The organism is Gemmatimonadota bacterium, assembly GCA_026702745.1.
Taxonomy (GTDB): Bacteria; JAAXHH01; JAAXHH01; order JAAXHH01; family JAAXHH01; genus JAAXHH01.
Genome location: JAPPBT010000030.1, coordinates 16046 through 38358, shown reverse-complemented (window position 1 = coordinate 38358; position 22313 = coordinate 16046). Strand labels below are relative to the sequence as shown.

Annotated in this window: 16 protein-coding genes; 11 read left to right on the top strand and 5 right to left on the bottom strand. The window is 61.9% G+C overall.

The window, feature by feature from the left end:
* Window positions 1-13: 13 nt before the first annotated feature.
* The 4 genes from OXH56_05700 to OXH56_05685 all read right to left on the bottom strand — a co-directional run bounded on the left by OXH56_05700 (window position 14) and on the right by OXH56_05685 (window position 3989).
* Complete coding sequence (locus tag OXH56_05700; GenBank protein MCY3554799.1) at window positions 14-1264, bottom strand: asparagine synthetase B; 1251 nt, start codon at window positions 1262-1264, stop codon at window positions 14-16.
* A 60-nt stretch (window positions 1265-1324) separates the two neighbouring features.
* On the bottom strand, window positions 1325-1618 hold the full coding sequence (locus OXH56_05695) for a type II toxin-antitoxin system HicB family antitoxin (protein ID MCY3554798.1): 294 nt from the start codon (window positions 1616-1618) through the stop codon (window positions 1325-1327).
* A gap of 230 nt (window positions 1619-1848) precedes the next feature.
* Window positions 1849-3039, bottom strand: a complete 1191-nt coding sequence (locus OXH56_05690; GenBank protein ID MCY3554797.1) for a threonine synthase — start codon at window positions 3037-3039, stop codon at window positions 1849-1851.
* Between the two features lie 68 nt (window positions 3040-3107).
* Entirely contained in the window at window positions 3108-3989 is an 882-nt protein-coding gene (locus OXH56_05685; GenBank protein ID MCY3554796.1) for a DUF1207 domain-containing protein, read from the bottom strand.
* 257 nt (window positions 3990-4246) lie between these two features.
* Between OXH56_05685 and acnA the strand changes: the two genes are divergently transcribed.
* From acnA to OXH56_05670, 3 genes are all read left to right on the top strand, one after another.
* On the top strand, window positions 4247-7009 hold the full coding sequence (acnA, locus tag OXH56_05680) for an aconitate hydratase AcnA (protein MCY3554795.1): 2763 nt from the start codon (window positions 4247-4249) through the stop codon (window positions 7007-7009).
* 193 nt (window positions 7010-7202) lie between these two features.
* Window positions 7203-8201, top strand: coding sequence for a type I glyceraldehyde-3-phosphate dehydrogenase (gap, locus tag OXH56_05675; protein ID MCY3554794.1), 999 nt, complete (start codon window positions 7203-7205; stop codon window positions 8199-8201).
* Between the two features lie 182 nt (window positions 8202-8383).
* Window positions 8384-11602: an Ig-like domain-containing protein gene (locus tag OXH56_05670; protein MCY3554793.1), complete on the top strand. Its 3219-nt coding sequence runs from the start codon at window positions 8384-8386 to the stop codon at window positions 11600-11602.
* A gap of 59 nt (window positions 11603-11661) precedes the next feature.
* Here OXH56_05670 and OXH56_05665 read toward each other — a convergent pair whose 3' ends face one another.
* On the bottom strand, window positions 11662-14013 hold the full coding sequence (locus OXH56_05665; GenBank protein ID MCY3554792.1) for a response regulator: 2352 nt from the start codon (window positions 14011-14013) through the stop codon (window positions 11662-11664).
* 397 nt (window positions 14014-14410) lie between these two features.
* Here OXH56_05665 and OXH56_05660 point away from each other — a divergent pair, with 397 nt between their 5' ends.
* The 8 genes from OXH56_05660 to OXH56_05625 all read left to right on the top strand — a co-directional run bounded on the left by OXH56_05660 (window position 14411) and on the right by OXH56_05625 (window position 22303).
* On the top strand, window positions 14411-16975 hold the full coding sequence (locus OXH56_05660; GenBank protein MCY3554791.1) for a hypothetical protein: 2565 nt from the start codon (window positions 14411-14413) through the stop codon (window positions 16973-16975).
* 68 nt (window positions 16976-17043) lie between these two features.
* Complete coding sequence (locus OXH56_05655) at window positions 17044-17343, top strand: hypothetical protein (GenBank protein MCY3554790.1); 300 nt, start codon at window positions 17044-17046, stop codon at window positions 17341-17343.
* A 415-nt stretch (window positions 17344-17758) separates the two neighbouring features.
* A complete protein-coding gene (locus OXH56_05650) occupies window positions 17759-18031 on the top strand; it encodes a hypothetical protein (GenBank protein MCY3554789.1) in 273 nt (90 codons plus the stop codon).
* Between the two features lie 132 nt (window positions 18032-18163).
* Window positions 18164-18736 carry a stage II sporulation protein M gene (locus OXH56_05645; protein MCY3554788.1) on the top strand — a complete coding sequence of 191 codons (573 nt, stop codon included), beginning with the start codon at window positions 18164-18166 and terminating at the stop codon, window positions 18734-18736.
* A 10-nt stretch (window positions 18737-18746) separates the two neighbouring features.
* Window positions 18747-19382 carry a hypothetical protein gene (locus tag OXH56_05640; protein ID MCY3554787.1) on the top strand — a complete coding sequence of 212 codons (636 nt, stop codon included), beginning with the start codon at window positions 18747-18749 and terminating at the stop codon, window positions 19380-19382.
* Between the two features lie 26 nt (window positions 19383-19408).
* Complete coding sequence (locus OXH56_05635; protein MCY3554786.1) at window positions 19409-20341, top strand: M48 family metallopeptidase; 933 nt, start codon at window positions 19409-19411, stop codon at window positions 20339-20341.
* Between the two features lie 61 nt (window positions 20342-20402).
* Window positions 20403-21581 carry a hypothetical protein gene (locus OXH56_05630; protein MCY3554785.1) on the top strand — a complete coding sequence of 393 codons (1179 nt, stop codon included), beginning with the start codon at window positions 20403-20405 and terminating at the stop codon, window positions 21579-21581.
* Complete coding sequence (locus OXH56_05625; protein ID MCY3554784.1) at window positions 21578-22303, top strand: YIP1 family protein; 726 nt, start codon at window positions 21578-21580, stop codon at window positions 22301-22303. The genes OXH56_05630 and OXH56_05625 overlap by 4 nt, the downstream gene beginning before the upstream one ends.
* Window positions 22304-22313: the final 10 nt, after the last annotated feature.

Below are 22313 nucleotides of genomic sequence, written 5' to 3'. Positions count from 1 at the left end.
GCGGGGCGCGTAGTCAGGTTTTGCGCTTCTTCTGCTTGGCCGCGGGAAAGAGGACGTTGTTCAGGATGAGCCGGTAGCCGGGGGAGTTCTTGTGAAGGGCGAGATTGGTCGGTGGATCGCCCACCAGGTGCTCCTCGTCCTCCGGGTCGTGCCCCCCGTAGAAGGTGAACGTCCCCATCCCGTAGTTGCCGTGGAGGTACTTGACGTGGTCGGTCCCGGCTTCTTCGGCGAGGACGACCACGGTGCGCTTGAGCACGTCGCGGTGGAAGGAAGTGGACAGGCCGTAGAAGCCGGCGATGTAGTTCACGTGGTTCTGCGTGAGCATGGTGGGCACCGGGTCGTACTTGGCCGAGAAATCGAAGAGGGTGAAGGGTCCGGTGAGCACCTTGCCGGCGTTGACCTGGTTCACGTCGATGTTGGAAAAGGAACCGATGAGCGGGTTCAGCTGCAGCGTGAAGTTCTCGAAGGCGAAGGTCTGGTGGAAGTCCAGCATGGACTGGGCATCCGGATCGACAGGAGTGTGGTCGTACTCCGGCGCCACGATGTCGGTGTGGACCGAGGCCAGTGCGATCTCCAGGGTTTCCGTCGCCGCGCACATGGCGAAGACGAACCCGCCGTTCCCCACGTAGGACTTGATGCCCTGCGCCACGGCCTTCTTGGCCTCCGCGACCGAGGGATACCCCAGGCTCCGCGCCAGGGCCTCGTCGGTGGCCTGCTGCTGCTGGTACCAGGGCGTGCGGTGATAGCTGTAGAACTTGCTGTACTGCCCGGTGAAATCCTCGTGGTGCAGGTGCAGCCAGTCGTATTGCTTCAACGTTCCGTCCAGCACTTCCTGGTCGAAGATTTTGCCGTAGGGCACCTCGGCGTATTCCAGCGCCAGGGTCACGGCATCGTCCCACGGCCGCTGGTCGGGTCGGGTGTATACAGCGATTTCGGGCTCTTTTTCAAGCAGCACCCGGTCCATGTTGTTTTCCTCGATATGAGCGTAGATCCGGACCAGTTCCGCGCCGTCGATCACCTGGAAGCTCACGCCCCGCAGGTGGCAGGACCGCACCCGGTCGGCCGTGGGGTCCATGATGAAGGACCCGCCGCGGTAGTTCAGCAGCCATTCGACGGTATACCCCTGTTCCAGTGCCTGAAAGGCGATGCCGTAGGCCTTGAGGTGGTCCTGCTGTTCCAGGTCCATGAAGATGAGCATCTTCTGGGCGTTGGCTGGGGCCGGCAGGAGGAAGAGCAGTGCGAACAGGAGGGTCAGACGACGCATGTTTTACCGTATGGGATGATGGCAGGATGGACCGGTAGGACGATTCATTGAGCCGTCATGCTAGCGAGGATCGTCCGACGGCCAGGGTACCTCGACGCTCTGGATGGTCGATTCGGTCGAACTGGGCAGAATATGGATGATCTCCCTGCCTGCATCCATATTCAGGTCCGGCCCCACGGGATTCGGACCTCCCTGCTCGTCCAGAAAGTCCAGATACCGTTCTATCGCAGGTATCGTCCGATCACGGGCTTCCTCGAACGTGGGCGCATTGCTGTGGATGCCGGGCAATGCCGGGCAGAACGCATGGAACTGTTCGCCGTCGGATTCTATGACAACGGTAACTCTGGTCTTCATGTTCATCTTCTCTTCGATTGCGCGGACCGTGCGGGCCATGCTGACCATGCGGGCCGGAGGAAGCAGCCCAGCGGCACCGTCCGCTGGTTAAAATATGACGCGGGTTTTCCCCATGGTCAACGGAAACAGATCGTTAAGGCCTGTTATTGAGGCCCTGTTATAATGAGTAGTCGGAGCGTGAACCACAATCTAGCGACCGGGGCGATAAAAAAGTCCTCTTGCAATGAACCTCAGGCGTCCTGATCGCCGTGCAACGCCGCCAGGTTGTCCACGTACTTGTGCCCGCTGCCTGTATTGAAGAGCACGACCCGGTCGGACCGGTCGATGCGTCCCAGCGCGATCATCTTCCGCAGTCCGGCCAGCACGGCGCCGCCCTCGGGCGCCGCGAAGATGCCCTCGCAGGCCCCGATTTCCCGCACGCCGCGCACCATGTCGCCGTCGGGTACGGCCACCGCGTCTCCTCCGCTCTCCCGGATCGCGGCCAGCATGAGTTTGTCCCCCACGGCGGCGGGTACGCGCAGCCCGCTGGCGAGCGTGCGGGCGTTCTCCCATTCCGGGGCGTCCGGCCATTGCTGTTCCCAGGCCCGGACGATGGGCTGGCAGCCGGCGGCCTGCACCGCGACCATCCGGGGCCGTTCCGGTCCGATCCAACCGAGGGCTTCCATCTCGGAGAAGGCCTTCCACATGCCGATCAGTCCGGTCCCGCCCCCCGCCGGGTAGAGGATCGCGTCCGGCAGGACCCATCCGCACTGTTCGGCCAGTTCGTACCCCATGGTCTTCTTGCCCTCCACGCGGTAGGGTTCCTTCAGGGTGGAGACGTCGAACCAGCCTTCCGCGTCCTTCCGCGCGGCCACCTGCTTGCCGCAGTCCGTGATCAGGCCGTCCACGAGTTCCACTGCCGCGCCGTGGGCCCGGCACTCGACGATGAAGGGCAGGGGCGTGTCCCGGGGCATGAACACGTGCACGGAGATGCCCGCCCTGGCGCCGTAGGCCGACAGCGCGCCCGCCGCGTTTCCGGCGGAGGGTATGGCCAGGGATTCCGCCCCCAGTTCCAGGGCGCGGGACACCGCCATGGCCAGGCCACGGGCCTTGAACGAGCCCGTGGGGTTGACGGATTCGTCCTTGATGTAGAGCCCGTCCATGCCCAGCTGTTCACCCAGTCGCCGGGCGTGCATAAGGGGCGTGCCGCCCTCGCCCAGGGTAACGATGGCCGACTCGTCTTGCACGGGGAGCATCTCGCGGTAGCGCCACAGGGTCGGTTCGCGCATCGCCAGGACATCGGGGGTCAGTGCCTTGCCGGCTTCTTCGGCGTCGTACCGGGCGAGCAGCGGCCGTCCGCAGTCGGGGCACAGGTTCCGCAACCGGTCCGCCGGCAGCCGCTTGCCGCAGTCGCTGCATTCCAGATCGATGAGAAAGCTCATGGAAGTTTCCGTCCGTGGGATTTATGGGTCTCTGCGACCCGGAGCGCCTGTCAGCTCCCGCCTCAGACTCACAGGTCGAAGAACAGCCCGATCCCTGCGTAGTCGTCCTCCTGGCGATGGAACTGTCCGTGCTCGCTGCGGCCCCCGTGGTATACGAAGGCGATGCGAAGGCCCCGTGAAGCCTCGTTGTGAAACAGCAGGCCCGCGTGGGCCGTGCGGTTGACCGAGATGTCCCCGTCCCGGAACAGCCGCACGTCGCAGGCCAGGTAGGCCCGGGTTGTGCCGCCCTCGCCCGAGAGGGGACGGAAGACCAGTTCGGCGCCGCCCTGGACCCGCCACCGCCGTACGTCCGGGATGGCGTGGTTCGACCACCGCAGGCTGCCGTAGACACGGGCTGAACCGATCGTGGTACCGACGGCGGATCCTGGCGCGAAGCGCGACTCGCGGGCGCCGTACACCGTGAAGTACTCCCGGCTGTAGGTCATGGCCCTTTCCGGCCCGTCGTACCCGTCGGCCAGGTGGGCGCTCACATGGGCGTATTCGAACCGCCCGGTGTACCTGCCGTTGCCCAGGTCCGCGTGGAAGCCGATCAGGTAGTCGGCGGTCTCGAGGGGAAAGGTCGTTCCCGACCGGCGCAGTTTCGAGAAGACGCCGGCATGGATCCCGGTCCGGAACCGCAGCCCGCCGTCCGCGCCCCACGCATAGTCGGCGGCCTCCCAGGAACCGCCGATGTCACCGTTCAGCCGGTCGCCCAGATTGGACGTTATGGCCAGCCGCGCTTCGGTCGGGTCGGCCAGAAGCGGGCGGAACAGCCGCTGCTGCGGGGCGGCGAAGCGCCAGGTCCCGCCGGATGCATCCGCCGCGTCAAAGACCGGGCTGACGGCGAGGGAAAGAACCCCCATGCCGGCGAACCACGGGAACGTACGCAGGATAGTGGATATAAACGCCATGATATCAACGGGTTACGAACGATATAGCGCTGTTAAGGCTTCGTCGTGGTGAAATCCGGCATCCCGGATTCAGGGCGTACCGATGATAGGACGGAGCCCACCCGGTGTCAAGGCATCTGTACCTGCCGCGAACCCCGATGGAACGGGCATATCGGGGGTGGCCGGCTACGGGAATGTCCTTGACACCACGTGTGTTAAGCCGTTAGTTTGAGGATTCTTGGAAAATCCATGACTTGAAGACCGGGAGACAGGCAACAGTGCCGCGTAACCTGAACAGCTTCGGTGCCCAAGCCGCATTGAACGCGGGCGGTAGCGCCAGTACCTACTATTCGCTTTCAAGGGCCGAGGAAGGCGGCGCCGGAGACATCTCGCGCCTTCCCTTTTCCCTCAAGGTCATGGTGGAGAACCTGCTGCGCCACGAAGATGGCGTGTCGGTTTCCGCCGAAGACGTGGCCGCCGTCGCCAGCAGCGTCGCGGACGGGCCCTCCGAACGGGAGATCGCCTTTCGGCCGGCGCGGGTGCTGATGCAGGACTTCACGGGCGTGCCGGCCGTCGTCGACCTGGCCGCCATGCGGGACGCCATCCGGAAGCTAGGCGGCGCGGCCGACCGCATCAATCCCCTGCAGGACGTGGACCTGGTCATCGACCACTCCGTCCAGGTGGACGAGTTCGGTTCCCGCCGGGCCTTCGCGGCCAACGTGGACCGCGAGTTCGACCGGAACCTGGAGCGGTACCGTTTCCTCAAGTGGGGACAGCAGGCCTTCGACAACTTTCGCGTCGTCCCGCCCGGCACGGGCATCGTGCACCAGGTCAACCTCGAGTACCTGGCCAAGGTGGTGTTCGCCCGGGAGCGGGACGGCGAATCGATCGCCTATCCCGACACCCTGGTGGGGACGGACTCCCATACCACCATGATCAACGGGCTCGGCGTGGTCGGATGGGGCGTGGGCGGCATCGAGGCGGAAGCGGCCATGCTCGGCCAGCCGGTATCCATGCTCATCCCGTCCGTGGTGGGGTTCAGGATGACCGGCGCATTGCCGGCCGGGGCCACGGCGACGGACCTGGTCCTGACGGTGACCCAGATGCTCCGGGCACACGGCGTCGTCGGCAAGTTCGTCGAATTCTATGGTCCCGGGCTGGACAGCCTGTCCCTGCCCGACCGGGCCACCATCGCCAACATGGCTCCCGAATACGGCGCCACCGTGGGGTTCTTTCCGGTGGACGGCGAGACGCTGTCCTACATGGAACTGACCGGCCGCGACGCAGGCGAGATCGAACTGGCGGAAGCCTATACGAAGGCACAGGGCCTGTTCCGGACGCCCGGCACCCCCGACCCGGTCTTCTCCGATACCCTGGAACTCGACCTCGGCACCGTCGAACCGAGCATGGCGGGCCCCCGCAGGCCCCAGGACCGCGTATCGCTGTCCAGCGTCAAGCCGTCGTTTCGCAAGGAACTGGCCGCCATGCTGGCCGACGAGAACCCGGACCTGTCCGACGAGACCGTCGACCAGTGGGTGGACGGCAACGGACACGCGCCCGGCGAACTGGGCACGCTGACGAAGAAAGCGCCCGTCGACATGGACGGATCGTCCTTCGACCTGGGACACGGTTCGGTGGTGATCGCGGCGATCACCAGCTGCACGAACACGTCCAACCCGGCCGTGCTCGCGGCCGCCGGGGTCCTGGCGAAGAAGGCCGTCGAACGGGGCCTGTCCACCCGGCCCTGGGTGAAGACCAGCCTCGCGCCGGGCTCGCAGGTCGTGACCCGGTACCTGGAGGACATGGGCCTGCTTCCCTACCTGGAGCAGCTCCGGTTCCACGTCGTGGGCTACGGCTGCACGACGTGCATCGGCAACAGCGGCCCCGTGCCCGCCCCCATCGGCGACGCGGTGCGGGAGTCCGACCTGGTCGCGGCCGCGGTGCTGAGCGGCAACCGGAATTTCGAAGGCCGCGTGAACCCCATCGTGAAGGCCAATTACCTGGCCTCGCCGCCGCTCGTGGTGGCCTACGCCCTCGCCGGGCGCATGGACGTGGACCTGTACAACGAGCCCATTGGAACCGATCCCGAGGGCGACGAAGTCTATCTCCGGGACATCTGGCCCACACCCGGGGAAGTGCGGGAGGCCGTGCGAACCTCCGTACGCCGGGAGATGTTCCAGTCGATCTACGCCGACGTCTTCACGGGCGACGACCGCTGGGCCGAACTTGCCGCGACGGACGACGAGTCCTATGCCTGGGACGAAGTCTCCACCTACGTCAAGCTCCCGCCCTACTTCGACGACATGTCGATGGCGCCCGGCGATATCACAGACATCCGCGGCGCCCGGGTGCTGGCGATACTCGGCGATTCCGTCACGACGGACCACATTTCGCCGGCCGGTTCGATCCAGGCCGACAGCCCCGCGGGCCGGTACCTGGTCGAGCGCGGCGTGGCGCCGAAGGACTTCAATTCATACGGCGCCCGTCGGGGCAACCATGAAGTCATGATGCGGGGCACTTTCGCCAACATCCGGCTGCGCAACCGCCTGGCGCCGGGCACGGAAGGCGGCTGGACGAAGACCGCGCCCGACGCCGAACCGGTCGCCATCTACGATGCCGCCATGGCCTACCGCGAATCGGCCACGCCCCTGGTGGTAATCGCCGGCAAGGAATACGGGTCCGGCTCGTCCCGGGACTGGGCCGCCAAAGGGCCCAACCTCCTCGGCGTCCGGACCGTGATCGTGGAAAGCTACGAACGCATCCACCGCAGCAACCTCATCGGCATGGGCATCCTGCCCCTCCAGTTCGAGGAAGGGGAGAGCGCCGAATCGCTCGGCCTGACCGGTTTCGAGACCTACGATTTCGAGGGGATCGAGGGCGGCATCACCCCCCGGCAGCGCGTCCGTGTCTGCGTGACCGCCGCGGACGGCGCCACGAGGACATTCAACACCATCGTGCGCATCGACACCCCGGTCGAGGTGGAGTACTACCGCCACGGCGGTATCCTGCAATATGTGCTGCGGGGCCTGCTGGAGGGTTGAGCAGCGCGGCTGCCCGGCGGAAAGACACAGGAGCATAGCGCGCGCCTTGTAAGATAGCGGTCCGGCGCCTTAAATAGCGGCCGCGCGCCTTAAATAACGTAGATAACGAACCGGCCAGAGCCGGATTGGACTAAGGGAAATCGGCCCGTACGCGCGGGACGGTTTCCCGAAACTTTTGGAGGCAATGCGCATCATGGGAATCAAGGTCGGAATCAACGGATTCGGCCGTATCGGTCGCATGGTCTTTCGCGCCATGACGGAACGCGGCGGCTTCGACGTAGCCGCGATCAACGACCTGACCGACAACGCGACGCTGGCCCACCTGCTTAAATTCGACTCCGTCCACGGCCGGTACGACCATCCGGTGGAGGCCGTGAACGGCGGACTCGCGGTGAACGGCGACAAGATCGAGATCGTCTCCGAACGGGATCCGGCGAACCTGCCCTGGGGCGACCGCGGCGTGGACCTGGTGGTGGAGTCCACCGGGATCTTCACCGACGGGGAACAGGCCTCGGCCCACCTTTCGGCAGGGGCGAAGAAGGTGCTGATCTCCGCGCCGGCGACCAACGTGGACGCGACCATCGTCATGGGCGTGAACGACGGCATCCTGAACGACGGGCACCGCGTGGTCTCCAACGCCTCCTGCACCACCAACTGCCTCGCCCCCATGGTGTCCGTGCTGCACGAGCACTTCGGCGTCGTCCGCGGATCCATGACCACGGTACACGCCTACACCAGCGACCAGCAGATCATCGACTTCGCCCACAAGGACCCCCGGCGCGCCCGTTCGGCGGCTCTGTCCATGATCCCCACGAGCACCGGCGCGGCCAAGGCCATCGGCGAGGTGATCCCGGAGCTCAACGGCCGGCTGAACGGCATGGCCGTCCGCGTGCCCGTACCCGACGGCTCCCTCACCGACTTCGTGGCCCAGGTCGAACGCGTGCCCACGGCCGAGGAAGTCAACGCCGTCTTCGCGTCCGCCGCGAAGGGCCCCCTGAGCGGCATCCTCGAGTACTGCGAGGACCCCATCGTCTCCGTCGACATCGTGCACAATCCCGCTTCGTGCATATTCGACGCCGAGCTGACCATGATCATCGACGACAACCTCGTCAAGATCTGCGGCTGGTACGACAACGAATGGGGCTACTCCAACCGCTGCGTGGACCTGCTGGAGCGGCTGGCGGCGGTGTAACAAAGTAAGGTACGACGCAGAAACATCCTGCCTTGATCTGCGCCAGTCAGCCCCACCGCCTAATTAAAAACAAAACAGTTTAAAAAGTTGACTTTCCGGGCCAGGGAAAGTGCATTAAATTTACTATAAATTCTAAAGGAACATCCCATGTAACACGCTCTTCTCCTTCAGCTTTAGCCATCATGAACAGCATTCGTCGCTGTGGTGTTGTGATCTTTGTACATCTGGCTTTGCTCGCAAGTACAACGTGCGGCAAAGACGGTCCGACAGAGACCAGCCCGCCCACACCTCCCCCGCCTCCCCCAGCGACGTCGATAGCGACCCGGATCGTAATAACCCCATCATCCTTCACTTTCAATGCCATCGGCCAGACGCAGCAACTTGCCGCCACGGTCTATGACCAGTACAACACGGTCATGGCATCCGCTTCGGTGTTCTGGTCTAGCGGTGACGCGGCTGTCGCGTCCGTTGACTCCAGCCAGGGCCTGGTGACCGCAGCGGGTAACGGGACAACGCGCGTCACGGCCCATTCGGGGAATGTTCAGACGAACGTGGACGTCACGGTGGCGCAGGCGGCGTACCGTATCGTCATCGAACCGGGTCCTTCCATCATCTTGTCCATCGGCGCGACCATTCAACTGACCGCGGCCGTGCTGGACCGGAACGATCATCCTGTAATGAGCGCCGTCGCAACCTGGTCGAGCGGTGACTCGACCGTAGTCGCGGTCAGTCCGGAGGGGCTTGTGACCGCGGCCGGAGAAGGCAGGACCCGGGTCACCGCCCGATCGGGAAACGCATCGGCCACGGCCGCGATTATCGTTTCGGATACGGACCCGGATCCGGTGCTGGAAGCCCTGGTCGCGCTTTACAACGCCACGGACGGCCCGAACTGGACGAACAACACGAACTGGTTGAGTGAAGAACCGCTGGGAACCTGGCACGGGATTGGCGTCGACGAGAACGGACGGGTAATTGGGATAGAGCTGCCCGACAACCAGTTGTCCGGCCCTATTCCCTCCGAGTTGGGCCGGCTTGCAGACCTGACGACCCTGTCCCTGCACAGTAACGAGTTGACCGGCGAAATCCCTCCTGAACTGGCCCGCCTCGTCCGCCTGGAGTGGCTGGACATCATCTACAACCGGTTGACCGGCGAAATCCCACCCGAACTGGGCCGGCTTGAAAACCTGAAGTATCTGGATTTATTCCATAACCAGTTGACCGGCGAGATCCCCTCCGAACTGGGCCAGCTTGTGAAACTTACGCACCTGGGGATTGGTGGCAACCAGTTGTCCGGTGCCATTCCATCCGCATTGGGGCAGCTTGAAAACCTGGAGATCCTGTCCCTGGGCGAAAACGAGTTAAAAGGGGGAATCCCGCCTGAACTGGCCCGGCTTGTCCGCCTGGAGTGGCTGGATATCACCAACGGCCGGTTGACCGGCGCAGTCCCGCCTGAACTGGGCCAGCTCAAAAACCTGGAGATCCTGTCCCTGGGCGGAAACGCGTTTACGGGCCAGATCCCTCCTGAACTGGGCGATCTTGAAAACCTGCGGAATCTCTCTCTTTACGGTACCGGATTGCGGGACTATCTGGGCGATATCGGATTGTCCGGCGAAATCCCGCCTGAACTGGGCCAGCTTGTCCGGCTCGAAACACTCGATTTGCACCGGAACCAGTTGAGCGGGGCCATCCCGGAAGGGCTGGGCGATCTTGAAAACCTGCAGGAACTATATCTTTATTATAACAACCTTTCCGGAAACGTACCGGAGTCCCTGGGAAGCCTCGCAAGACTGAGAAAACTTCACCTGTACGGCAATGGGGGTATATCGGGCGTACTGCCGTCATCCATCTTTCAGTTGATGCTGGACGAACTGCGGATTGGGGGAACCGGTTTGTGCCTGTGGGAGGATGACGAATCCCGGGACTGGCTGCAGGCAAATCCCACGGCCAACGTAGACTTCTGCCGGGGCTTTTTGACGGAGACGAAGACTGTGCTCATCCAGGCGATCCAGACGTTCGATGCCTCCGTTCCCCTGGTGGCGGGAAGAGACGCGCTGCTACGTGTCTTCATCGCATCGGAAACGGATACCATCGCCCCCATGCCTCGTGTCACTGCGCGTTTCTTTCATTCCGGTGTCGAAGTTTTTACCGCGGAAATGGAGAATGCAGACCGATTCATTCCCTCACTGGTCTATGTGGGAGACATCGAGGCCACGTCCAACGCGCCGATACCCGGTTCGATCATCCAGCCGGGACTGGAGATGGTCATCGAGCTGGGTTCCACGGGCCGCCTGCCCGCCTCGGGCCGGCGGCCCGTGGAAGTCGTCGACATGCCGCCCTTCAATCTGACTGTGGTGCCCTTCTACTGGATGGATAACCCGGACATGGGTCTGGTGTCTACGGTACAGGGCCTTACGGAGGAATCGGAGTACTTCAACGCGTCGAAAGACCGCCTTCCCGTGAATGAATTCAATGTCGAAATCCGCAGCCCGGTGGCGGTCTCCTTTGATCCCATCAGTTCGGTCAAAACCCTCGACAGGGTGGCGATGATTCGCACCATGGACGGTTCGAGCGATTATTACATGGGCATCGTCACCGGTGGCGGGGGACTTGGCCGGCGACCTGGTGCTGTAACGGTAACCGAGCTGAACGATGCGTTTATGGCGCACGAATTGGGGCACAATCTGAACATGCTGCACGCGCCCTGCGGTACCCGGTCGTTTCTCGAACACGACTTTCCGTACCTGGACGGAAACATAGGCGTCTGGGGGTACGATCACAGGAACAACGAGCTTGTACCCTCGTCCATGCCCGATTTCATGTCCTATTGCGGACCGCCTGACTGGACCAGCGACTACAGCTTTGTGAGGATGATGAACCGCAGGCTGATCCTGGCTGGCGAACCGGTATTCGCATTACCGCAACCGCCATCCGGGCGAAGCCTGCTGGTCTGGGGTGGCAGGGACGAATACGGCGAACTCTACCTCGAGCCCGCTTTCGTCGTCGACGCGCCGCCGTCCCTTCCCGGGGAACGTGGACCATACCGGCTTGCCGCGGGAGACGCCGACGGAAACACCCTTTTCAATTTGAGTTTTTCAATGGAGGAAAACGACTGTGGCGAAGGTGAAAGCGGCGGTTTCGTCTTCGCGGTCCCCGTTCGGCCGGACTGGTTCGGCCGGCTGGAACACCTGGAACTGTACGGTCCCGAGGGATTCGCGGTGATGACTCGGGACGACGGCCGGTCTACCGCGCTCCTGCTCGATCGTTACACGGGCGAACTTCGCGGCGTCCTGGATGACTGGCCCGAACAGGGTGCGTCCCAGCAGGCCGCGAGACGCACATTGCCCGAACCCGGCCTCGAGGTCATCGTCAGCACCGGGATTCCCGATCCGGCAGACTGGTAGCGGTGTAACGGCGGGTTGCTGACTTACACGTCACCCGGCCTACGCGATCTACGTGCCCTCTACTCATCCCCCGGCCGGATCAGGCGGTAGCCGACGCCGCGCACGTTGGCGACGTAGGACGGGTCGTCGGCGCTTTCACCGAGCTTTCTTCGAAGTCGCTTGATGATGGCCCGCACGAGCCTCGTGTCGCCGAGGCCGCGCCGGCCCCAGATCTCGCGCAAAAGGGTGTCGTAGGTGGCGATCCGACCCGTGCATAGCGAAAGCACACGCAGCACCTCGTATTCGGTAGCCGTCAGCGCCACCGGCCGACCCGCGAGTTTGACCTCGCGGCGGTCGTAATCGATGGCCAGCTCACCGAGCACGAAACGATCCGGATTGGCCCGCCGGCGGAGGATGGCCCCGATCCGGGCCGTGAGTTCGGTCGGCGAGAATGGCTTGACGATGTAGTCTTCGGCGCCGGCCTCCAGCGCCCTGGCGATCGTCTCGTCGCGTCCGTAGCCCGAAATGAAGATCACCGGCAGGGTGGCGAGCTCGGGAATCGTCCGCATGAGTTCGATCCCGTCGGTACCCGGCAGCATCAGGTCGAGCAGGACCAGTTTGGGCTTCTCCGCTTCGATGATGCGCGAGATTTCCCGATGGTCGGCTGTCACCACGGCGGAATAGTCAGCGTCGGCGAGGATGTCGCGCACGTAATGCAGCGTTTGCGGGTCGTCGTCCACGATGAGCACCGTTGTCGGCTGGCGTCCCTCGGAAACCTGACCCGGGACGTGCCGGACATCGCCGGCCGCGGCATCTTCAACGCCCGTATCCGCGACGGGAATCGTGAAGATGAAGCGCGTGCCCTTGCCCACGCCCGGGCTTTCCGCCCGTATGCGCCCGCCGTGGGCCTCGACCAGCCCCTTGCATATGGCAAGGCCCAGTCCACCGGACACACCGGAGTCTACTTCGTTGCGTCCGTACTTGCGGAACAACCGCCCCAGCAGTTCCGGTGCAATGCCCCGGCCCTCGTCGGCCACCGTGACCGCGACGTACACGCCGTCCCGCTCGGCCGAGATTCGGATGGGTGCCGTTGCCGTCGAATGACGGGCGGCGTTGGACAGCAGGTTATTCAGCACCTGCACGATGCGTTTTCGGTCGGCGAGCACCGAGGGCAGATTGGGCGGCAGGTCGAGGAGGACGTTGTGCCGGGCGCCGGCGGACAGGAAGGTGTTGCGGGCCTGGTCCACCAGGAAGGTCACCTCCGAGGGCTCCGGGGTGACCGACAGCGTGCCCGTATCGGTGCGTCCCACATCGAGCAGGTCGCCGATGAGACTGTCCATGAGATCGGCCTGTTCATCGATGATCCGGAAGAACTGGCGTACTTCCGCCGGATCCAGTTCCCGCGAGGCGTTCAGGACCGTCGTCGCCGATCCCTTGATGGAGGTCAGCGGCGCACGCAGTTCGTGGCTCACCATGCTGAGAAACTCGGCCCGCGTCCGGTCCAGTTCCTGCAGTGACGCCAGGTCCTGCATGGTGACCACCATCGACGTCACCGCGCCGTCCTCGCTGCGAACCGGGGTGGCGCTTACGAGCACTGTCACGCTGCGGCCGTCGGGTATGGTAATCACGACCTCCACGTCACGCACCGTCTCGGAGGTGCGGAGCACCTGGACAAGGGAGAACTGGTCCAGCGCGATTTCCCGTCCGTCGGCGAAACGGCAGGTCGCCACCTCGAGTATGGCTTCAATGGGTTTGCCCGGCAGGCGCAGGTTCTCCGCGATCCGCTTCGCCTCCCGGTTCAACGACACCGTACTGCCGGTCACCGCTTCGAACACCACGACGCCCACCGGGGAAGTCTCGACCAGCGACTCGAGGTCGGCCCTGATGTGCTGCTCGACGCGGTACTTGCGCGCGTTGGCAATCGCGGCGGCCGCGTGCGAGGCGATCAGAATAAGGATCTCCTCGTCCTCGTCCGTGAACTCCCCGCCGTTCGCTTTTCCCATCAGAAAGAGGTTTCCGGCAAACGCGCCGCGATGACGCATCGGCGCGACCTGGAAGGCAAAGGCGGCCGGCAGCATTTCCGCCGAATAGCCGGTCTTACGCACGTATTCCGATAAGTCCGCCCGTCTCAGCGGCCCGGTCAGGTCGCGGAAGTGTGCGAATAATCGCGGCCAATCGGGCCATGCCGACAGTCGCCGATGCTCCTCGTCGGTGAGACCGGTCGAGAAGAAATCCTGTAGGATGTCGGCCTCGTCGACGATGGCGATGGCGCCATAGCGCGCTCCGGTTAGGGACCTGGCGCTGTCCATGACCTCCTCGAGGACCGTCTCGAAGTCCATGCTGGCACTGATACGCAGGATCGCCTCGTTGAGCGCGGCGTTGCGTGTGCGCAGCGCTTCTACCTCCCGTAACGGATCATCACGTGCACTCAATAGTCTGACCTCTCATGGTCGTCCACCACGCGTTCGTTCCGTCCCTTGCGAAAGTTCGACCTGCCGGCCAAACGGACTCGAAACGGTTTTCTGCAAACGCGCTTGCCATCGCGCTATTCCGCAAAATGCGTGAAACCGCGTGTTTGTCTCTGAATATCGCAGTCATTACAAACGTTTGTCACCAAAAAACTGGTTTTTAACCTGCCTTTGGTTTTTCATTTAGCGTAACCGGTGACGGCATGTACATGCTGCCGGCAACGGGCCAATGTCCACCAGACTACGCGGGAGAGCTCGGTCCTGTGATTGCCGGGCGTTGCGCAGTTTATCGTCTTGTGATCACCCTGGTATGGCTGTAATTTGGTATGTCGGCCTGAAACAACACCCCGGAATGAACTTCATGCAGATCATTCGGTATTTTTTCCTGAATGCTTTTCTGGTATGCTGCCTGTCGCCCCTGCACGCCGCGAGCGCGCCGCAGGAGGTGTCCGCCCGGCAGGAGATGTCCGCCCGGCAGGAAGCGCTCATGGGGCAGGAGGCATCCGCCCGCCAGGAGACGAGCGCGCCGCAGGACGCCGGTACCCGCCTGCTCGTCGTCGACTACGCCATGGCCTATCCGGAAGAGCACGCCGGGATGATCCGCGCTTTCTCGGATGCGGGATTCGACGTCGACTACCGGCCGTATTACCCCGCCATGGTGGAACGGGACGCCCGGGATTACGACGCCATCGTGCTGCTGGGCGGCGGCGGTCCGGGCATGAGCATCCAGGAAGTGGACCTGGCCATCAACTTCGTCTCGCGCGGCAAAGTGCTCGTTCTGGCCATGCCTTCCGACGGGCCCTACGGCGAACGAAGGAAGGTAAATCCCGGTGTCCACGACCGTTACCAATTCAATGAGGTCCTGGCCCGCCTGGATATCAACCTGCACGCGCTGAACGCCGACCATGAAACCGGTCCCGTCCTGAATCCTGTGGTGCAATTCGAGTTGGCCGCCGGCCATCCGGCCGGACTGGGCCTGGACGGCAGCGTGGAAGCCCGGGCCGGCACCCGCCTGCTCGTGGGCGACGACGCCGAACCGCTGCTCGTGGAACCTGAAGGTCCGCCGCCCGGAGAGGAGATCGAAGCGGAACCCGCGCCCGAACCCGAATACCGCGTGGTCCGCCGGACCCTGCGCATCCCTCCGGATGGCGCGGTGCCGGGGGAAGAGGTCGAGCTGCTGCTGCGCGGCGACCAGGAACTGCGGCCCAGCCTGTACTACCGGAACCGGGAACGGCCCGTGCCGGTGGACTGGACCACGGCGAGATTCAGGGGCAGGGTGGAAGTCGTGTCGGACGCTAAGGACACGCTGACCGTTCGCATGCCCGGCAACCGCTGGGGATCCGAATACGCGCTGGTCGGCGTTCCGGTGGGGGGCATCGCCGCCGCCTTCGCCGACCGGGAGATCCGGGAAGAGATCCAGTCCGCAAAAGACCTGGCGTCCATGCGGGACGACGAAGAGACCTTCGGCCGCCTGGCGGTGGCGGCCGCGGGACGGACCGGGCGGCTGAATGAGGGATTCGTCCTGACCGTGGACCGGCAGGTGCTGTCCGGACTCGACCGGGCCCTGCCGCCCCTGGGCATCCTGCCCGTGGGGTCCGGCACCGAAGGCCTGGATGGTTTTCTGAGCGGAATCGCGCGGTACGTGCGCGCACTGGTCGATTCCCCGGGGGACTGGTCTCCCGACCACGGGTACGCCACGGCCCAGATGCCCGGCAACCGGAAGCCGGATATCTCTCTCAACAACGTATCCGTAGGTCCGGTATTGCCCGAACGGGTACGGGTGGTACGTAGCGCGGCGTCCGGTCCGGCCGCGGCCGCGAACGCCGAATCAGTTTCCGGCCCGGTCGTTGGCGCGGAGCCTGCCGTCGTGGAGCCTGCCATTCCGCTTCGAGGCGTCTGGGATTTCGTCGCCAGGCGGCATGAGCATATGGGCGATCTCGCCGGCATGCTGCCCGGCCTAGGGATGGATTTCCTCTGGACCGTGGCGCCGGCCGCCAGCTACACCGGGGGTGCCGTTGCGACGGGCGACGTGCGCTTCGAATCGTGGGCGCTGCCCATCCTCAACCGCCTGGGGGGCACGTCGACGGCCTGGTACGCCGGCGTCAGCGCCCCGCGCGAAAGGGAGATCACCGGCGACTACGAAGCCGCCCGGGACGCCCGGGGGGACGCGGTCGGCCTGCCCTCCCGGCTGGACATGGCCTACTTGAACCGCTATCTCTTCGAGCCGGCGCGCGCCATCGCCCGGCACAGCCGCGGCCAACAGGCCCTGAAGGCCATCGTGCACGACTGGGAGCCCCATATCACGCGCCCCGCGGAGGCCTATGCCGCGACCGACGCTTTCGACGACCTGCATTTTCGGTACTTCATCCGCCATCTGGTCCGGAACGGACTGTACCACGGCGACGAGTTCAGGTCGCTCATGGAACTGGACCGGGAAGACCGGTTCGAGTGGCTACTGAAATCGGGATACCTGGAGACCTACATCCAGCTTCAGGAAGTCAACGCCGAGCGCCTCGGCGTGCTCTACCGGCAGTCCATGGACGAATTCAATCCCGTCCTGCGCCACGGCGCCTTCGTCCGCTCCCTGCGAACGAACTGGTATCGTCTGGGCTTCTGGAGAGGCGCCGGCACGCCGGAACGCCCCTTCCTCGTATTCTCCTACGAACGTCCGCCGGACTGGTACGCCGCCTTCCTGCGCGACCGGGGCGTCTCCGCCCGGGTGATCCCCGTCGGGCTGCTGGGCCTGATGGGCGGTGAAGACCTGCAGGATCTCCTGCGTAAAACCGCCGATCAAGGCGGCTACGCCCTCGAACGCGGCATCTGGCTCGTCGCCGACCCGGGCGAGGAATCGGGCCTGAACACGCCTCCCGCGGGCATGACGCGGGAAGCGCTGTTGGAGGCGGTGCGTGAGGGGGACGGGGAGTAGCTGGCCTGCTCCGTACGCTGCCTTCACCCGCGGGATTTTACTCATCTTGTACTGTTGGGAGGTAGCGAATGCTGGGATTGCCCGATGGCCCCATGCAGTTTGAAGAGGATCTGGGACAGATACGGAACGATATCAGCCGGATCCGTGAGGACATCAGCCTGATCCAGCAAGACATCGGCTGGATGAGTCAACTTGGGCCGGCCTTGATAAACACCATGATCGAGCTCAGGACGATCCGGCGACTGATGGAAGTGCACACGGGAGAAGCAACCCAGGAGGAGTTAGCCGGGGAGGTGGAGGCGGATAAGGAGGAACTGCGTGAATTCGAAAGACAAAATAAAAAGCGAATGAATCAAAGGAGAGGATGAGGCCAGATAGCCTGGTATACAAGCCTGCGAGCGGATTTTCGAACGCCCGGCGGAACGATCGCCGGGCTTTTTTATTGCAACAAAAAAAGATTTATCGCGAGAATCGAAAAATTCCGAAGGACTAATCCATTTAGACCGCGCGGCAGATGCTGGATTCAGTGACCACATCAGGTCGAGTTTCCGTTTGACGATCGAAGCGTTCTCGGAACCGCGCACTCCGAGACCCGTAACCGAGTTCCCTGGTACCAGCGCAGGAAATGAGGTCCGCATCGAAGGAGAACGGAGGATGGAACCTGAATCGAAGAGGAAAGGAGGCTCACGGAATTTCAATTGCGTTCGAAAGGTCAATTACACACGTTTGTTATTCGCTTGATATACGTTCGATCAAACCAGCATTAGAGGAGTACAGATCATCATGAAAAAGCTCATTCTCTCCGTATTCATGTTCGCCCTGATCGCGGGCGCAAGCGTCAACTCGACGGCCAACGCATCGCTGGGTGAAACGCCCGGTGTCGTAGCGACGCCGAACCTGATCTACTGCATTACGGGCCACGATATCATAAACACATCCGCCGGTGCATTGGCAGCCATAGCCGGTGGGTGGGGTTTAAAGGTCGGTCTCGGCCTTGTCGCATGCACAGGACTCGGCGCTGGTGGTCTAGTTGCTGGCTTTGCACTCGGTGTTTAGGTCCTTAAGGTAATGAGGAGGGGGCGCAACGCCCCCTCCTCGCCTCAATTGGCATTCGATCAGATTGATAACACATCGCGTTAGCTAACCAGAAACCGAAACCATAGACAATCCTGGTACTTGACTAAGCCGATGAACGAATACCGCCTCAACAAAGTCCCATTTCTACTCGCTGTGTGTTGTATACTTGCCGGCTTTGTTATCGGCAGATCGTCTCCCATGGACACGGGACCTGCCGGTGCTCCGGACCATGCTTCAGACGCGAATACCCTGTTCCCCCGCGTTTTCCTCGATGGGCATGATGAATGGGAATACATCATTGGAACGAATTTGAAAGTCTGCGCCGTGTTACTGACGGGGATTCTGTCGCTGGGATTCATAGGCATGGTGAATCTGGCCTGGATCGGACTCAGTATCGGATGGGTTGTTCGGAGTGCGATGGTATCCGGCGTGTCATTGGAGAGGGTGGCCGCCCTTACAGTGCCTCATGGACTGCTGGAACTCGCTGGATTCGCCATGATAGCGGCCGTGGGTTGCGAAGGTTTTATCATCATATATAGAAAACTGAGATTGGATGACTGGTCGTTCAGTATGGACAGGATATCACTGAACTTTCGAAGATTGACGGCGGGGCTCTTGCTTGTGCTTGCAGCCTCCATGGTGGAAACCTACCTAACCGGTCAGATTGCGGCCGGATTCAATTGAAGGAACGATTATGCGAAATCCCGGTTGGACTGTTGACAGAATCTCAACGATCGGAGTGACGGAGTCCATTTGGATCGGTTTAAGCGTTTTTGTAACCTACCTTATTACCAATGTACTGACCGTATACATGATGTTTCGCTCGATCATAGAACAGATTCCCGAACAACTGGCCAGTGCGTATGATCAGGTGTTAACGATTATGAGCATCAGCACGTCGGTGGGAGTCGTATTCGGTGACATCGTCACCTTTGTACTGGGGTGGGCGTTCATTGTCATCGCTGTAATGCTAATGAACGGTCGACGGAATCACCGCGCTTTGTTCGGCTGGCTGAGTATCGGATACTTGCCGCTCGCATTGTATTCAGCGTGTGCGATAATGTTCCTGGTGTTATTCTCCGACGCATTGACCCACGAGGGGTTGGCTTCTATTCCCACGATAGAACAATTACCCGTTGAAATCGGTAAAATGCAGGATTCGGGATGGTTTAGTTGGTTACGACTTGGTCGTAATCTAGCTTATGGCCTTACCCTGGCAGTTGCCTGCGAAGTGGTCCACCGGTTAAGTGCATTGTCCCGGCTGAAATGCGCCGGGATACTCTCGGCCTACGCGGGCCTGCACGTGTTCATAACCATGATTGTCCTCTAATGGACAAAGTTAAGAGAGACACTGTGATGACCGATCCCAACAACGAAAGAAGCTTCGACGCCGTCGAAAGTCCGCCGGATGAAGAGGGAACAATTAAGTTGACCTGGCGTGACAGACTGGTCGAGTTCGGACTGGACATGGGCGTAGCGATGGCGTGCATGTTTCTGGCCGCGCTCGTGTTTGCAGCCATCTTGATCGCAACGATTATCGTGGCGGAAGATTCGGCTCCAGGTCTATTCGAGCGTGGGTCGATCGCAGTAGTAGGTTTGGTCATCGTTTCGGCCGCCGTGGGCAACGCCTGCGGATATCTGTGTTTTCCCTACCTGACACGGTTCATATTCCGAGGTTTCGAGTTACAGGATGATCGTCTGAACCGGTCGGTCAGGAAGTTGCTGGCGGTCACCGGAATGGACATCACAGCAGAGACATTATACGCCATGAAAGGCAGGACGGCGAACGCCATGGTTTCCGGCCTTTTTCGAAAAGGCCGGTACATATTCTTTACCGACAAACTGCTGGAGAAAATGAAGGAAGACGAAATCCTGGCGATATTCGCCCACGAAGTGGCGCATATTCGCCACAGGCATTTATTCACGATGTTGTTGTCTGGGATTCTGTGGATTTGCGTGATTCAGATCATTTTGTATTTGATTGATTTCAACGCCTACTACAGTGCATTGGACGAGTCCCTTAAGGTGTGGGCGTCCGGCTTGATGGGCGGTGCGAATGTATGGCTCGTTATGGTCTGTGTCATGCTTCCCCTGTCGAGACGTAACGAATATGAAGCAGATACTACCGCGGCCGGATGGGTGGGGGTGGAATGTTACAGCCGGGCCCTCTACCGCCTGCATCAATTGAATGACCGAATGAAGGCTCCACGGAAGTTCGCTCGTGTATTCCTGACCCACCCCACCCTGCAAGACCGCCTCGACCGAGTAGCACAGTTGAACTCGAAATAGTTGAGTTTTAATACGATGAAAAGGAAACCCCCCTACATTGAAACTTCATCGACTTTTAGTTTTGACGGCATTTTGTGTCCTGCTCGACCTGCGCCTTGCTTCGCACGGGGCGGTGCCGGACTCCCTGGCGCTGTCCGAATTCGCCAGGATCATGACCGCGTTCTCCGAAGCGCCCGGTCACTTCCCCGGGGACAACTTCGTTACCAATGAATCGTCCTACCTGCACGTCGTTCCCACGGTAACCGAACGGGGCAGACGCGGCGGCGTCTACATCGGCGTCGGTACGGAGCAGAACTTCTCCTACATTGCCGCCTCGAGACCGGATATTGCTTTCATCGTCGACATCCGTCGCGAGAATCTGCTCCAGCATCTCCTCTACAAAGCCCTTTTTGCCCTGGCCCCGGACCGCACGTCCTTCCTGATGCTGCTGTTCAGCAGGCAGAACCGGGAAGCCGACACGGTTGCGATCGGAGGACCGGAACGCACGGCCTTCGTTACCGAAGTCCTGGATTACATCGAAACGTCGACCGCGGCCGACTCCCTGCAGTTTGAAGAAAACTGGAAGCGGCTTCGGCGGGAAGTCAGGCGGTACGGGATCGAAGACCGGGACGATCTCGACAAGATGCTCTACATCTACCAGTCGTTCTACGAAAAACAGCTTTCGATCCGGTACGCCGAAACCCGCCTGGGAAACGGCCTGTCCTATCCGACGGTCAGGGACCTGATGGCGGGCACGACGAAAGAAGGGGAATTCGCCAGTTTCCTGAGTACCGAAGATGCATACGGGTTTGTAAAGCACCTGCACCTAAGGAACCTGATTGTTCCCGTCGTGGGGAACTTCGCGGGCGGGAAGGCGCTGAGGGCCATCGGCACTTTCGCCGAAACCCACGATACGAGCGTATCCGTCTTCTACGTGTCGAACGTCGAGTATTTCCTCATAAACCACTTCTACTACGTGTTCAAGTGGTACGTCGCGAATGTCAACGCGCTTCCGATCGATGAGCGCAGCCTGATGATTCGATCCTACCTGGGCGTTGAATCCCATCCCAGGAGAGTCGGCCGGCATCTGTCCACGAGCACGGCGCATCACATCAGCACGTTCCTGGAGAGCTACAGGCGGGGTGCATATACCCGTACGAAACCGGTCTGGTGGAGGTTCTGGCCCTGGGACAGTCCATTCTGGTCGGGCGGCGGACACAGCTACTACCATCTGGTCATCATGGGGGACCTATGTCCATGAACGCTTCCACGGATCTGGCGGGATATGCCGGGCGGTGGCTCCAGGTTTTCTACAGGCCGGGGAAGGCCTTCGCGGATCTTGAAACAGCGCCTTCCACCGCCGAGTTGATGGGGATACTGATCCTGGTCATGTCGGTCGTCCTGTGCGCCGGAATCGTCACTTTGCCCGTGGCGCTGGATAGGGAACGGACGTTGATCGAGACCGAATTCCAGTCCTATTCGGATCTGAATGCAAATCAACAATCCGTCATTCTACGCGAGGCCGTGCAATTCGACCATCGTCAGCTCATCGGCCTTTTGATCATGCCGGCGAGCGTCTGCTTCATGGTCGCCGCGTGGTCGGTGGTGGGAAAACACTGCGGTGAATTGATCTTCGGCAAGCTGCTGCCGTACCGCAAGGTCCTTCCGATTACCGGCTATGCCTCGCTTGTACTCGTACCCGAAACCATCGTCAAGACCTCGCTGGTCTTGCTGTCCGGTTCGCTCGATCCCCCAATCCATCCTGGTGTGTTTCTCGGTGATGCGGACCCTGATACCCTCTGGAGCCTGTTCCTGCCAGGCGTCGATTTCTTCGGAATCTGGTTTCTTTTTCTGCTGGGACTCGGCCTGGCACGGACTTTCCGGGGATCGGCCAGTCTCACCTGGCTCGCGCTGGGACTGGTGTGGGGCATGTGGATTGTCATCCGCAGGACTTTCGAGCTGCTCGGTACGGTATACGTGTAGCCATTGGAAA